13 protein-coding genes are annotated in these 13,269 nt (G+C 71.7%); all 13 read left to right on the top strand.

Annotated features, from left to right (window positions below):
• The first annotated feature begins 101 nt into the window (after positions 1 to 101).
• From argC to tyrS, 13 genes are read left to right on the top strand one after another with little or no spacing between them, the layout of a single operon-like run.
• Positions 102 to 1,130 (top strand): N-acetyl-gamma-glutamyl-phosphate reductase, encoded by a 1,029-nt coding sequence (gene argC, locus VGR06_RS10290; RefSeq protein ID WP_327558770.1) that lies wholly within the window; start codon positions 102 to 104, stop codon positions 1,128 to 1,130.
• Positions 1,127 to 2,278 carry a bifunctional glutamate N-acetyltransferase/amino-acid acetyltransferase ArgJ gene (gene argJ, locus VGR06_RS10285; protein ID WP_327558769.1) on the top strand — a complete coding sequence of 384 codons (1,152 nt, stop codon included), beginning with the start codon at positions 1,127 to 1,129 and terminating at the stop codon, positions 2,276 to 2,278. The genes argC and argJ overlap by 4 nt, the downstream gene beginning before the upstream one ends.
• Complete coding sequence (gene argB / locus VGR06_RS10280; protein WP_327558768.1) at positions 2,275 to 3,174, top strand: acetylglutamate kinase; 900 nt, start codon at positions 2,275 to 2,277, stop codon at positions 3,172 to 3,174. Before argJ ends, argB begins: the two co-directional genes overlap by 4 nt.
• Positions 3,171 to 4,361, top strand: coding sequence for an acetylornithine transaminase (locus VGR06_RS10275; protein ID WP_327558767.1), 1,191 nt, complete (start codon positions 3,171 to 3,173; stop codon positions 4,359 to 4,361). The genes argB and VGR06_RS10275 overlap by 4 nt, the downstream gene beginning before the upstream one ends.
• Complete coding sequence (gene argF, locus VGR06_RS10270) at positions 4,354 to 5,271, top strand: ornithine carbamoyltransferase (RefSeq protein ID WP_327558766.1); 918 nt, start codon at positions 4,354 to 4,356, stop codon at positions 5,269 to 5,271. Before VGR06_RS10275 ends, argF begins: the two co-directional genes overlap by 8 nt.
• Positions 5,268 to 5,786 carry an arginine repressor gene (locus VGR06_RS10265; protein ID WP_327558765.1) on the top strand — a complete coding sequence of 173 codons (519 nt, stop codon included), beginning with the start codon at positions 5,268 to 5,270 and terminating at the stop codon, positions 5,784 to 5,786. Before argF ends, VGR06_RS10265 begins: the two co-directional genes overlap by 4 nt.
• Positions 5,786 to 6,982, top strand: coding sequence for an argininosuccinate synthase (locus VGR06_RS10260; RefSeq protein ID WP_327558764.1), 1,197 nt, complete (start codon positions 5,786 to 5,788; stop codon positions 6,980 to 6,982). The genes VGR06_RS10265 and VGR06_RS10260 overlap by 1 nt, the downstream gene beginning before the upstream one ends.
• The gene (gene argH / locus VGR06_RS10255; RefSeq protein ID WP_327558763.1) at positions 6,982 to 8,391 is read left to right on the top strand and encodes an argininosuccinate lyase; all 1,410 of its coding nucleotides are present in this window, start codon (positions 6,982 to 6,984) and stop codon (positions 8,389 to 8,391) included. Before VGR06_RS10260 ends, argH begins: the two co-directional genes overlap by 1 nt.
• Positions 8,376 to 8,999 (top strand): VOC family protein, encoded by a 624-nt coding sequence (locus VGR06_RS10250; protein WP_327558762.1) that lies wholly within the window; start codon positions 8,376 to 8,378, stop codon positions 8,997 to 8,999. Before argH ends, VGR06_RS10250 begins: the two co-directional genes overlap by 16 nt.
• 52 nt (positions 9,000 to 9,051) lie before the next feature.
• On the top strand, positions 9,052 to 9,636 hold the full coding sequence (locus VGR06_RS10245) for a helix-turn-helix domain-containing protein (RefSeq protein WP_327558761.1): 585 nt from the start codon (positions 9,052 to 9,054) through the stop codon (positions 9,634 to 9,636).
• The gene (locus VGR06_RS10240) at positions 9,621 to 10,871 is read left to right on the top strand and encodes an MFS transporter (RefSeq protein ID WP_327558760.1); all 1,251 of its coding nucleotides are present in this window, start codon (positions 9,621 to 9,623) and stop codon (positions 10,869 to 10,871) included. The genes VGR06_RS10245 and VGR06_RS10240 overlap by 16 nt, the downstream gene beginning before the upstream one ends.
• Positions 10,872 to 10,881: 10 nt before the next feature.
• The gene (locus VGR06_RS10235; protein WP_327558759.1) at positions 10,882 to 11,535 is read left to right on the top strand and encodes a DNA-3-methyladenine glycosylase; all 654 of its coding nucleotides are present in this window, start codon (positions 10,882 to 10,884) and stop codon (positions 11,533 to 11,535) included.
• Between the two features lie 48 nt (positions 11,536 to 11,583).
• Entirely contained in the window at positions 11,584 to 12,858 is a 1,275-nt protein-coding gene (gene tyrS / locus VGR06_RS10230; RefSeq protein WP_327558758.1) for a tyrosine--tRNA ligase, read from the top strand.
• Positions 12,859 to 13,269 lie beyond the last annotated feature (411 nt).

The following is a 13,269-nucleotide window of genomic DNA, read 5'->3' as shown; positions in this document are numbered from 1 at the left end:
CTGTAACCGGGCCCTTAGCTGATCGAACGACCGCGCGCCAGGACGCCGGTGGGTACCTCGTCACGTTGATTGGATTTGCAGGGTTGTGCATAATCATCCACGTGAAGGTCAGGGTCGCGGTTGCCGGCGCCAGCGGTTACGCCGGCGGGGAGTTGCTCCGCCTGCTGCTCGGCCACCCTGACGTGGAGATCGGCGCGCTGACCGCGGGCGGGAACGCCGGCACGACGCTCGCCGCCCACCAGCCGCACCTCCTGCCGCTGGCCGGCCGGGTGCTGGCCGACACCACGCCCGAGGCGCTGGCCGGCCACGACGTCGTGTTTCTCGCGCTGCCGCACGGGCACTCCGCCGCGATCGCCGCGGAGCTGGGCGCGGCCGTGCTCGTCGTCGACTGCGGCGCCGACCACCGGCTCACCAGCGTGGCGGACTGGCGGCGCTGGTACGGCGGCGCGCACGCGGGGTCCTGGCCGTACGGGCTGCCGGAGCTGCCCGGCGCCCGGGAGGACCTGCGCGGCGCCCGCCGGATCGCGGTGCCGGGATGCTACCCGACGGCGGCCTCGCTCGCCCTCGCCCCGGCGCTGGCCGCGGACCTCGCCGAGCCGGACGTGGTGGTGGTCGCGGTGAGCGGGACGTCCGGCGCGGGCCGGAGCCTCAAGCCGCACCTGCTCGCCGCCGAGGTGATGGGCTCGGCGAGCGCCTACGGGGTCGGCGGAACCCACCGGCACACCCCGGAGATCGCCCAGAACCTCGGCCGGATCGCCCAGACCCCGGTCAAGGTCTCGTTCACCCCGGTGCTCGCCCCGATGCCGCGCGGCATCCTGGCCACCTGCAGCGCGCCGGCACGGTCCGAAGTGGACACCGAAGCCGCGCGCGCCGCGTACGGGAAGGCCTACCGGGACGAGCCGTTCGTGCACCTGCTGCCGGCCGGAGCCTGGCCCACGACCGCCGCCGTGCTCGGCTCGAACGCCGTGCAGCTGCAGGTGACCGTGGACGACGACGCGCGGCGGCTGGTGGTCGTCGCGGCCATCGACAACCTGACCAAGGGCACCGCCGGCGCCGCGGTGCAGTCCATGAACCTGGCGCTCGGCCTGCCCGAGACCGCCGGCCTGACCACCGTGGGAGTCGCACCATGACCGTGACCGCGCCGAAGGGGTTCCGGGCCGCCGGGATCACCGCCGGGCTGAAGCCGAGCGGCAAGCCGGACGTGGCCCTGGTGGTCAACGACGGCCCGGCGGACGCCGCCGCCGCGGTGTTCACCGCCAACCGCTGCAAGGCAAATCCCGTGCTGTGGAGCGAGCGGGTGATGGCCACCCGGCGCGCGAAGGCCGTCGTCCTCAACTCCGGCGGAGCCAACTGCTACACCGGTCCCGAGGGATTCCAGAACACCCACGCCTCCGCCGAGCGCGTCGCCAACCTCCTCGACGTCGGCGCCATCGACGTGGTGGTCTGCTCCACCGGGCTCATCGGCGAGCAGCTCGACGGGCCCAAACTCCTTGCCGGTATTGACAACGCCGCCGCCGCGCTGTCTCCGCAAGGCGGTGCGGACGCCGCCACCGCGATCATGACCACGGACACCCGCAGCAAGGAAGCCGTGTACCGCGGCGACGGCTGGACGGTCGGCGGGATGGCCAAGGGCGCCGGCATGCTCGCCCCGGCGCTGGCCACCATGCTGGTCGTACTCACCACCGACGCCGCCGTGGACGCCGGTACCGCCGACCGCGCCCTGCGTGAAGCCTGCCGGGTCACCTTCGACCGGCTCGACTCCGACGGCTGCATGTCCACCAACGACACCGTGCTGCTGATGTGCAGCGGGGCCAGCGGATCCACGCCGGACGACGACGCGTTCGCCCAGGCGGTCCGCGAGGTCTGCCACGATCTCGCCCAGCAGCTGCTCGCCGACGCCGAGGGCGCCGAGCACGACATCGCCATCGAGGTGGCGCACGCCGCGAGCGAGGACGAGGCGGTCGAGGTCGGCCGGGCCATCGCCCGCAGCAACCTGTTCAAGTGCGCGGTGTTCGGCAACGACCCCAACTGGGGCCGGATCCTGGCCGCTGTCGGCACCACGAGAGCCACCTTCGAGCCGTCCACTTTGGACGTCGCGGTGAACGGCGTGTGGATCTGCCGGGACGGCGGGCCGGGGGAGTCGCGGGACAAGGTGGACATGAAGAACCGCGCGGTGAGCGTCACCGTCGACCTCAAGGCGGGCGAGGCCACGGCGACGATCTGGACCAACGACCTGACCCACGGCTACGTCCACGAGAACAGCGTGTACTCCACATGAGCCACGTGCGGGAACGGGACCAGGCGGTGGCGAAGGCCGCCGTGCTGGTCGAGGCTTTACCGTGGTTGCAACGGTTCCACGGCGCGACCGTGGTGGTGAAGTACGGCGGCAACGCCATGGTCGACGAAGAGCTGAAGGCGGCTTTCGCGCAGGACATGGTGTTCCTCAAGCTCGCCGGCCTGCACCCGGTGGTGGTGCACGGCGGCGGCCCGCAGATCACCGCGATGCTCAGCCGGCTCGGCATTCCCGGCGAGTTCAGGGCGGGCCTGCGGGTGACCACCCCGGAGACCATGGACGTGGTGCGGATGGTGCTCACCGGCCAGGTCAGCCGCGAGCTGGTCGGGTTGATCAACGCGCACGGCCCGTACGCCGTCGGCATCTCCGGCGAGGACGCGCGGCTGCTCACCGCCGAGCGGCGCACCGCGGTGGTGGACGGCGAGACGGTGGACCTCGGCCTGGTCGGCGAGGTGGTCAAGGTGAACCCGGCCGCGGTGCTGGACATCGTGCACGCCGGCCGGATTCCCGTGGTGTCCACCGTGGCCTCGGACGTCAACGGCGTGACGCACAACGTGAACGCCGATACCGCGGCCGCGGCGCTCGCGGTGGCGCTGGGGGCCAAGAAGCTCGTCGTGCTGACCGACGTCGAGGGTCTGTACGCCGACTGGCCGGACCGAACGTCGCTGCTGCAGGAGATCCGGGTGACCGACCTGGAGAAGCTGCTGCCGCACCTGGCCACCGGGATGATCCCGAAGATGGAGGCGTGCCGGGACGCGGTGCGCGGCGGCGTGCCGAGGGCGCACGTGATCGACGGGCGGCTGGCGCACTCGGTGCTGCTCGAGGTGTTCACCAGCCACGGCATCGGAACCATGGTGCTACCGGATGTGGAGGACGAATGATCGCGTCCAATGTGGATGGACAGGCGCGGTGGCGGTCGTCGTTGATGAACAACTACGGCACGCCGGCGCTCACCCTGGTACGCGGCGAGGGCGCGTACGTCTGGGACGCCGACGGGAAACGCTACCTCGACCTCGTCGGCGGGATCGCGGTGAACGCGCTCGGCCACGCGCACCCGGCCATCGTCACCGCGGTGACCGAGCAGATCGGGGCGCTGGGCCACACCTCGAACCTCTACGTCAACCCGGTCACCGTGGCGCTCGCCGAGGCGCTGCTCGACGTCGCCGGCCTTGCCGGGCAAGGAAAGGTGGTGTTCTGCAACTCCGGCGCGGAGGCGGTCGAGGCCGCGCTGAAGCTCACCCGGCTCACCGGCCGCACCAAGCTGGTGGCCTGCACCGGGGCGTTCCACGGCCGCACCATGGGTGCCCTCACGCTCACCGGCCAGGAGCCCAAGCGCACCCCGTTCGTGCCTCTCATTCCCGGTGTCACGCACGTCCCGTACGGCGACACCGCGGCCCTGGAGTCCGTTGTGGACGGTGAGACCGCGGCAGTGTTCCTGGAGCCGGTGCTCGGCGAGGGCGGCGTGGTGCCCGCGCCCGACGGCTACCTGCAGGCGGCCCGGGAGATCACCGCGAAGGCCGGCGCGCTGCTGGTGCTGGACGAGGTGCAGACCGGGATCGGCCGGCAGGGGAGCTGGTTCGCCTTCCAGCAGGCCGGGATCACCCCGGACGTGATCACCCTGGCCAAGGGCCTCGGCGGCGGGCTTCCCCTCGGGGCGTGCATCGGCGTGGGCGCGGCGGCCGACCTGCTGCAGCCGGGCCAGCACGGCACCACGTTCGGCGGCAACCCGGTGGCCTGCGCGGCCGGGCTCGCGGTGCTCCGCACGATCGCCGCGGACGGGCTGTGTGAGCACGCCGCGGCGATGGGCAAGGACCTCGCCGCCGGCGTGGAGGCGCTCGACCACCCGCTGGTGGCCGGCGTCCGCGGCACCGGATTGCTGCTCGGCATCGCGCTGCGCGAGCCGGTCTCCGCCGCGGTCGCCAAAGCCGCACAGGACTCCGGTTTTCTGGTCAACAACGTGCAGCCGGACACCATCCGGCTGGCCCCGCCGCTGATCGTCGATCACCAGCAGGTCGAGGACTTCCTCGGTGCCCTGCCGGCCGTCCTGGAGGTGGGGTCCCGTGGTTAGGCACTTCCTGCGCGACGACGACCTCAGCCCGGACGAGCAGACCGCCGTGCTGGACCTGGCCGCCGCGGTGAAGCGGGACCCGCTCGGCACCCGGTCGCTGGCCGGGAAGTCGGTCGCGGTGATCTTCGAGAAGAACTCCACCCGCACCCGGCTGTCCTTCGAGGTCGGCATCGCCCAGCTCGGCGGGACGCCGGTGATCGTCGACGGGCGGACCATGCAGCTCGGCCGCGAGGAGACCATCGAGGACACCTCGCGGGTGCTGTCCCGCTACGTCGACTTCGTGGTGTGGCGGACGTTCGCCCAGGCCCGGATCGACGCGATGGCGGCCGCCTCGCGGGTTCCGGTGGTCAACGCGCTGACCAACGAGTTCCACCCGTGCCAGATCCTGGCCGACCTGCAGACCATCCGCGAGCGGCACGGGCGGCTGGCCGGCCTGGTCATGGCCTACGTCGGCGACGGCACCAGCAACATGGCGCCGTCCTACCTGCTCGGCGGCGCCACGGCCGGGCTGCACGTCCGGGTGGCCACCCCGGACGGTTTCACCCCGCCGCAGGAGGTTCTGCTCGACGCGAAGCACCGGGCGAAGGAGACCGACGGCAGCGCGGTCATGCTCACCGACCCGCGTGCCGCGGTGGACGGCGCGCACGTCGTGGTCACCGACGCGTGGACGTCGATGGGGCAGGAGAACGACGGCCGCGACCGGGTCACCCCGTTCCGCCCGTTCCAGGTCAACGCGGAGCTGCTGGCCCGCGCCGCGCCGGACGCGATCGTGCTGCACTGCCTGCCGGCACACCGCGGCTGGGAGATCACCGACGAGGTGCTCGACGGCCCGCAGAGCGCGGTCTGGGACGAGGCGGAGAACCGGCTGCACGCCCAGAAGGCGCTGCTGACCTGGTTGGCGGACCGATGACCAACTCGGCGTCGACCCGGGTGGCGCGGCAGGCGCGGATCGTCGAGCTGGTCACCTCGATGGGCATCCGCAGCCAGACCGAGCTCGCGAAACTCCTTGCCGGGGAAGGGATCGAGGTCACCCAGGCGACGCTGTCCCGGGACCTCGACGAGCTCGGCGCGGTGAAGCTGCGCGGGGCCGACGGGGGAGTGCCGGTCTACGTGATCCCCGAGGACGGCAGCCCGGTGCGCGGCGTGCAGGGCGGCACCTCCCGGCTGACCCGGCTGCTCGGCGAACTGCTGGTCTCCGCCGACCACTCGGGCAACATCACGGTGCTGCGCACCCCGCCGGGAGCGGCGCAGTTCCTGGCCAGCGCCATCGACCGCTCGGCCCTGCACGAGGTCGTCGGCACCATCGGCGGCGACGACACCCTGCTCGTCGTCGCGCGAGAACCGTTGTCCGGCAGGGATCTGGCCGATCTTTTCACCGGGATGGCCGTCCGGGTTTCCACCGTTGACGTGAAGGAGAGTGAGTGATGACCGAGCGGATCGTGCTGGCCTACTCGGGCGGCCTGGATACCTCGGTGGCGATCGGCTGGATCGCCGAGGAGACCGGCGCCGAGGTGGTCGCCGTGGCGGTTGACGTCGGCCAGGGCGGCGAGGATCTTGACACGATCCGCAAGCGCGCGCTGGACTGCGGGGCCGTGGAGGCGGTGGTCACCGACGCGCGCGACGAGTTCGCCGAGGGCTACTGCCTGCCGGCGCTGCAGGCCAACGCGCTCTACATGGACCGCTACCCGCTGGTGTCGGCGCTGTCCCGGCCGCTGATCGCCAAGCACCTGGTGGAGGCCGCCCGCTACCACGGCGCCGGCACGGTCGCGCACGGCTGCACCGGCAAAGGCAACGACCAGGTGCGGTTCGAGGTCGGCATCGGCGCGCTGTCCCCCGAGCTGAAGGTGGTCGCCCCGGTCCGGGACTACGCCTGGACCCGGGAGAAGGCCATCGCCTGGGCCGAGGAGCGCCGCCTGCCGATCGAGGTGTCCAAGAAGTCGCCGTTCTCCATCGACCAGAACGTCTGGGGCCGGGCCGTGGAAACCGGGTTCCTCGAGGACCTGTGGAACGCGCCGACCAAGGACGTCTACTCCTACACCCAGGACCCGACCGCCTGGCAGGCGCCGGACGAGCTGGTGATCACGTTCGACCGGGGCGTCCCGGTGGCCATCGACGGCGAGACGGTGACGATGCTGCAGGCCATCCAGCAGCTCAACCGGCGGGCGGGCGCGCATGGCGTGGGGCGCATCGACTTGGTCGAGGACCGGCTGGTGGGCATCAAGTCGCGCGAGGTCTACGAGGCACCGGGCGCCATCGCGCTGATCACCGCGCACCAGGAGCTGGAGAACGTCACCGTGGAGCGGGATCTGGCCCGGTTCAAGCGGTCGGTGGAGCAGCGCTGGGGCGAGCTGGTCTACGACGGGCTCTGGTTCTCCCCGTTGAAGAACGCGCTCGACGGGTTCGTCGCGAAGACCCAGGAGCACGTCAGCGGCGAGGTCCGGCTCACCCTGTGCGGCGGCAACGCGGTGGTCACCGGGCGGCGCAGTGAGCAGTCGCTGTACGACTTCAACCTGGCCACCTACGACGCCGGCGACTCCTTCGACCAGTCCCTGGCCAAGGGCTTCGTGCAGCTCTGGGGCCTGCCCAGCAAGATCGCCGCCAAGCGCGACCTGGCCAAGTGATGGGTGAGCCCGTGCAGCTGTGGGGCGGCCGGTTCGACTCCGGGCCGGCCGGCGCGCTGGCGGCGCTGTCGGTGTCGACGCATTTCGACTGGCGGCTCGCGCCGTACGACATCGCCGGCTCGCGGGCGCACACCCGGGTGCTGCACCGGGCGAAGCTCCTCACCGACGACGAGCTGAAGGCCATGCTGTCCGCGCTGGATACCCTCGCCGCCGATGTGGCGTCCGGCGCGTTCGCCCCGTCGCCCGATGACGAGGACGTGCACACGGCGCTGGAGCGGGGGCTGCTCGAGCGGGCAGGGGCGGACCTCGGCGGGAAGCTGCGGGCCGGGCGCTCGCGCAACGATCAGATCGCGACGCTGTTCCGGATGTACCTGCGCGACGCCGCCCGCCGCGTCGTGGCCGGCGTTCTGGACGTGGCGGATTCGCTGGTGGCGCAAGCGAAGCGGCATCCGGATGCGGCGCTGCCCGGCCGCACGCACCTGCAGCACGCCCAGCCGGTGCTGCTCGCCCACCACCTGCTGGCGCACGTGCAGGCGCTGCTGCGGGACGTGGACCGGCTGCGCGACTGGGACCGCCGCGCGGCCGTCTCGCCGTACGGCTCCGGCGCGCTGGCCGGCTCCTCGCTCGGGCTCGACCCCGCTGCGGTCGCCGCGGAGCTGGGTTTCGCCGCCCCGGTGGAGAACTCCATCGACGGCACCGCGTCCCGGGACTTCGCCGCCGAGATCGCGTTCTGCCTGGCGATGCTCGGCGTCGACCTGTCCCGGATCGCCGAAGAGGTGATCATCTGGACCACCGCCGAGTTCGGCTACGCGGTGCTCGACGACGCCTGGGCCACCGGCAGCTCGATCATGCCGCAGAAGAAGAACCCGGATGTCGCCGAGCTGACCCGCGGCAAGTCCGGCCGCCTGATCGGCAACCTGACCGGCCTGCTCGCCACCTTGAAGGCCCAACCGCTGGCCTACAACCGGGACCTCCAGGAGGACAAGGAGCCGCTGTTCGACTCGGTCGACCAGCTCGACCTGCTGCTCCCCGCACTCGCCGGCCTGCTCGCCACCCTGCGGTTCGACACCGACCGGATGGCCGAGCTCGCCCCGGCCGGCTTCACCCTCGCCACCGACATCGCCGAATGGCTTGTCCGCCAAGGAGTTCCGTTCCGGGTGGCGCACGAGGCGGCCGGCTCCAGCGTCCGCCTCGCCGAGTCCCGCGGCGCCGGCCTGGACGACCTGACCGACGACGAACTTGCCGGCATCCACGCCGCCCTGTCGCCCGAGGTCCGCGACGTGCTCACGGTCGAGGGCTCGATCTCGTCCCGGGACGCCTACGGCGGCACCGCCCCGGCCCGGGTCGCCGAGCAGCGGGACCGCGTCGAGGCCGTGCTCACCGAGCTCCGCGCGTGGGCCGCCGGGTGATCGATCACCTGGTCTACGCCACCCCGGAGCTCGCCCCGACCGTGCGCGACCTCGGCCGCCGGCTGGGCGTCGAGCTCACCGCGGGCGGCCGGCACGTCGGCCTCGGCACCATGAACTTCCTTGCCGCGATTGGCTCCGGTGCCTACCTCGAGGTGCTCGGGCCGGACCCGGACGCGCCGGCGCACACCCCGCCGTTCGGTCTTGCCGGGCTGACCGAGCCACGCCTGGCGACCTGGGCGGTGCGGGTCTCCGACCTGGCCGGCGCGGTGGAGCGGGCCCGCGCCGCCGGCTACGACCCGGGGGAGATCAGGTCCATGTCCCGCCGCCGGGAGGACGGGGTGCTGCTCGAGTGGCGGCTGGCCTACCCCGAGCCGGACAGTGGTGACGGCGTGGTGCCGTTCCTCATCGACTGGGGTGACTCGCCGCATCCGTCCGCTGGCGCGGCGCCCGGTGCCGAGTTGCTGTCGTTCGGCGGCGTGCACCCGCGACCCGATCTGATCAGCGCCAAGCTGGCCGCGCTCGGCGTCTCGCTTCCCGTGACCGAGGGCCCGCGGCCGGCCTTGCGCGCCGTGCTCCGTACTCCCGCTGGTGAGGTGGAGCTGTCATAGGACCTATGCACAATAGCTGTGCATAGGTTCCATGCACAGTTATTGTGCACGCATGGGACGACCCGAACATCTCCAGCTCGACAGCCACGCCCTGCGCGTGCTCGCCCATCCGCTGCGGTCGCGCCTACTGAGCGAGCTGCGGCTGCACGGGGCCGCCACGGCGACCACCCTGGCCGTCCGGCTGGCGACCAACACCGGCGCCACCAGCTACCACCTGCGCAAGCTCGCCGAGGTAGGGCTGGTCGAGGAGACTGGCGCGGGGCGCGGCAAGGAACGCTACTGGGCCGCCGCCCAGGGGTCCCACGGCTGGCGGGAGGCCGACGTCGAGGGCGACCCGGACGGGCGTGCGGCGTCGAACTGGCTGCGGCAGCACCACTGGCGGATCTACCTGGACATGGTCGGGCGCTGGGAGGAGGTCCGCGCCGGCTGGCCACTCGAGTGGCGCGACGCCCTCGAAATGTCCGACTTCCTGCTCACCCTGAGCCCCGGGCAGGTGCGGGAGCTGACGGCCGAGTTGGAGGAGGTGATCAGGCGGCATGCCGCGCGCGCTGAGGCCGAGGCCGTGGAGGGGCGACGGCGGATCTCGGTGTACTGGCAGGCGCTGCCGACCGAGCCGACCGAATGGGCGGAGTCGTGACGCCGCGGCAGGTCCGGCGACGGTACCTGGTGTTGCTGGCGCTGCGCTGGTTACCGGTCGGGCTGTGGGTGCCGATCACCGTCCTGCTGCCCCTGGACCGGGGGCTGACGCTGGCCCAGGCCGGGCTCGCGTTCTCGTTGCAGGGCTTCGTGGTCCTGGCGCTGGAGCTGCCGACCGGTGGCCTGTCCGACTCGTGGGGCCGCCGTCCGGTGCTGCTGCTCGCCGGCGCGGTCGCGCTCGTGTCGATGGGCCTCGTGGCGGTGGCTCACACGTTCGCGATGTTCGCGACGGTCGCCGTGCTGCAGGGCGTGTTCCGGGCGTTGGACAGCGGGCCGCTGGAGTCCTGGTACGTCGACACCACGCTGGCCGCCGATCCGAACGCCAAACTGGAGCGGGGGCTCGGCGCGGGCGGCGCGGTGACCGGCGTGTCGATCGGCGCGGGTGCGCTGGTCACCGGTGGAATCGTCGCCTGGATCCGGTTACCCGGGATTCCCATTCTGGTGCAACCGATCCTTCTGGGTCTCATTGTGCAACTGATCGGCCTCGTCGCCGTCGCGCTGCTGGTGCGTGAGCCCGTGCGAGCACATCGGCGCACCCTGCTGGCATCGGTGCGCGAGGTGCCCGGGGTGGTGGCCGACGGCGTCCGGGTGGTCCGGCGGTCCAAGGTCCTGCTGGCCCTGGTCGCGGTGGAGTTGTGCTGGGGCTTCGGCATGGTGACCTTCGAGCAGCTCATGCCGGTGCGGCTGGCCGAGCTGGTCGGTGGCCCGCGGGAGGCCGCAGCGATCACCGGTCCGGCCGGCTCCGCGGCGTGGCTGGTCTCCGCCCTGGGTGCCGCCCTCGTGCCGCTGCTGAGCGCCCGGATCGGCGTCGCGGTCACCGCGGGCGTGTTGCGGATCGGGCAGGGCGTCGCCGTGCTCGGCATGGGCCTGCTCGCCGGACCGGCCGGCGTGCTGACCGGATACCTCGCGGCCTACCTGGTCCACGGTGCGAGCAACCCGGTCCACAGCACGTTGCTGCACCGCGAGGTGTCCGCCGCGCACCGCTCGACCGTGCTGTCGGTCAACTCGATGATCAGCCAGCCGGCCAGCGCGCTCGGCCTGATCCTGCTGACCGCGCTCGCCACCGCGACCTCCGTCAGCACCGCGATCGTGACCGGTGCGGTGGTGCTGGCTCTGGCCGCACCGCTGTACCTGCCGGCGGCCACGGCGGAACGGCAAACGCCGGTCACCGTATAGGCTCGGCGTCGTGTCCGTTGCCGGTGAAGCGCCGCCCGGCCGGCAGCTCACCCGGCAGGAGCTGGCGGTCGACCCTGTTGACGCGGCGAAGTTTCTGCTCGGTTGCGTGCTCGAGTCGGAGTTACCCGAGGGGGTCGTCGGTGTCCGGCTCACCGAGGTCGAGGCGTACCGCGGCGGCGACGACCCGGCCTCCCACTGCTACCGCGGCCGGACCGCGCGCAACGAGGTGATGTTCGGCCCGGCCGGCCACCTGTACGTGTACTTCGTCTACGGCATGCATTTCTGCGCCAACGTGGTGTCGTTGACCGACGGCGTGCCGGGCGCGGTGCTGCTCCGCGCCGGCGAGGTCGTGTCCGGAGTGGACGTTGCCGCCCTCCGGCGCCCGGGCGCGCGCAGCACCGCCGAGTTGGCCAAGGGCCCGGCCCGGCTCACCGGCGTGCTCGGCCTGGACCGCGACCACAACGGCGTGGACCTCACCGACCCCGGCTCCCCGGTGCGGCTGTTGGCCGGGAACCCGGTGGCGGATCACGAGATCCACGTCGGCCCCCGCGTCGGCGTCGCCGTCGCCGTGGACGTCCCCTGGCGCTTCTGGCTCAACAGCTCCACGTCCGTCAGCACCTACCGCCGCGGCGGCAAACGGCGCGGGTCATCCTCGCCGGCATAGCCGGCATCCACCGAAACCCGCTGGATTCGGTGCGGGAAGATGACATTCGTGGCCGAACACATTCTCGACGAGCTGAGCTGGCGCGGGCTGATCGCGCAGTCGACCGATCTCGACGCGTTGCGCCGGGACCTGGACGCCGGGCCGATCACGCTGTACGCCGGGTTCGACCCGACCGGGCCGAGCTTGCACGCCGGGCACATGATCCCGCTGCTCGGGCTGCGCCGGTTCCAGCGCGCCGGGCACCGGCCGATCGTGCTCGCCGGTGGCGCCACCGGGCTGGTCGGCGACCCCCGCGAGGTCGGCGAGCGGGCCATGCAGTCCCTGGACACGGTCGCCGAGTGGACCGAACGGATCCGGGGCCAGCTCGAGCGGTTCGTCGACTTCGACGCCTCGCCGGCCGGAGCGCTGGTGGAGAACAACGTGACCTGGACGGCCGACCTACCGGTCACCACGTTCCTGCGGGACATCGGCAAGCACTTCTCGGTCAACGTGATGCTGGCCCGGGACACGATCAGACGGCGGCTCGAGTCGGACGGCATCTCCTACACCGAGTTCAGCTACATGTTGTTGCAGGCCAACGACTACCTGCAGCTGCGGCGCCGGCACGAGTGCCGGCTGCAGGTCGGCGGCGCCGACCAGTGGGGCAACATCATCTCCGGGGTGGACCTGGTCCGCCGGGTCGACGGAATCGCGGTGCACGCGCTGACCTTGCCCCTGGTCACCGATTCCGACGGGAAGAAGTTCGGCAAGTCCACCGGCGGCGGGAACGTCTGGCTCGACCCGGTGATGACCTCGCCGTACGCGTGGTACCAGTACTTCGTCAACGCCGGCGACGAGGACGCGTTGCGGTACCTGCGCATGTTCACGTTCCTCACCCGGGAGGAGATCGACGAGCTGGCCGTGTCCACGGCGGAGAAGCCGCAGTTGCGGGCCGCCCAGCGCCGGCTGGCCGGGGAGTTCACCACGCTGGTGCACGGTGAGCGCGAGACCCGGCAGGTGATCGCGGCGAGCCAGGCCCTGTTCGGGCGGGGCGAACTGCGCGAGCTGGACGCCGCCACGCTGGACGCGGCCATGGCCGAGGCGCCGACCGGGACCGCTCGGCTGGCCGAGCAGCCCACGATCGTCGATCTGCTGGTCACCGCCGGGCTCGCGGACAGCCGGGGCGCGGCTCGCCGCACGGTCAACGAGGGCGGTGCCTACGTGAACAACGCGAAGGTGACCGCCGAGGACTGGCGGCCGACGGAGGGCGACCTGCTGCACGGGAAGTGGTTGGTGCTGCGCCGGGGCAAGCGCAGCACCGCGGGCGTGGAAGTGGTTGCCTGACCTGCGCTTTTCCCGTTAGGGGATACCGGTTTGATCGGGCTGACGGCGACCGTGTAACCTTCCTTCTCGCCAGCACGAAACGGGCTCCGGACAGGGGAACGGGTGCTGGCAGAGGGGCCGCGAACCAAGCTCCCACAGCAAGTGGTAGAGTGGGCGGTCCCTGGCTCGGACGAAGTTCGAGTCGGGAAAACTCGAGGCAGTAACAAGCCCCTGGATCGCGTTGCGTGCGTGTGATGGGTGTGCGTGTGTTGTTTGAGAACTCAACAGTGTGTCGATAGATTAAGCCAGTAGAGCTTATATGAAGGATCCCTCGTTTTGGGGTTTCTTTGAGTTGGGCTGACCTGTGGGTTGGTCTTTTGTGGGTCAGGTTTTTTTGGAGAGTTTGATCCTGGCTCAGGACGAACGCTGGCG

It is taken from the genome of Actinophytocola sp. (assembly GCF_036002505.1).
Lineage (GTDB): Bacteria > Actinomycetota > Actinomycetes > Mycobacteriales > Pseudonocardiaceae > DASYTH01.
The sequence above is the reverse complement of the archived record's forward strand: the minus strand, read 5'-3'. Positions and strand labels throughout refer to the sequence as shown.

Coding starts and splice junctions, on each gene's coding strand:
- argJ (WP_327558769.1), top strand. CDS start 1,127: ATGACCGTGACCGCGCCGAAGGGGTTCCGGGCCGCCGGGATCACCGCC.
- argB (WP_327558768.1), top strand. CDS start 2,275: ATGAGCCACGTGCGGGAACGGGACCAGGCGGTGGCGAAGGCCGCCGTG.
- VGR06_RS10275 (WP_327558767.1), top strand. CDS start 3,171: ATGATCGCGTCCAATGTGGATGGACAGGCGCGGTGGCGGTCGTCGTTG.
- VGR06_RS10265 (WP_327558765.1), top strand. CDS start 5,268: ATGACCAACTCGGCGTCGACCCGGGTGGCGCGGCAGGCGCGGATCGTC.
- VGR06_RS10260 (WP_327558764.1), top strand. CDS start 5,786: ATGACCGAGCGGATCGTGCTGGCCTACTCGGGCGGCCTGGATACCTCG.
- argH (WP_327558763.1), top strand. CDS start 6,982: ATGGGTGAGCCCGTGCAGCTGTGGGGCGGCCGGTTCGACTCCGGGCCG.
- VGR06_RS10245 (WP_327558761.1), top strand. CDS start 9,052: ATGGGACGACCCGAACATCTCCAGCTCGACAGCCACGCCCTGCGCGTG.
- VGR06_RS10240 (WP_327558760.1), top strand. CDS start 9,621: ATGGGCGGAGTCGTGACGCCGCGGCAGGTCCGGCGACGGTACCTGGTG.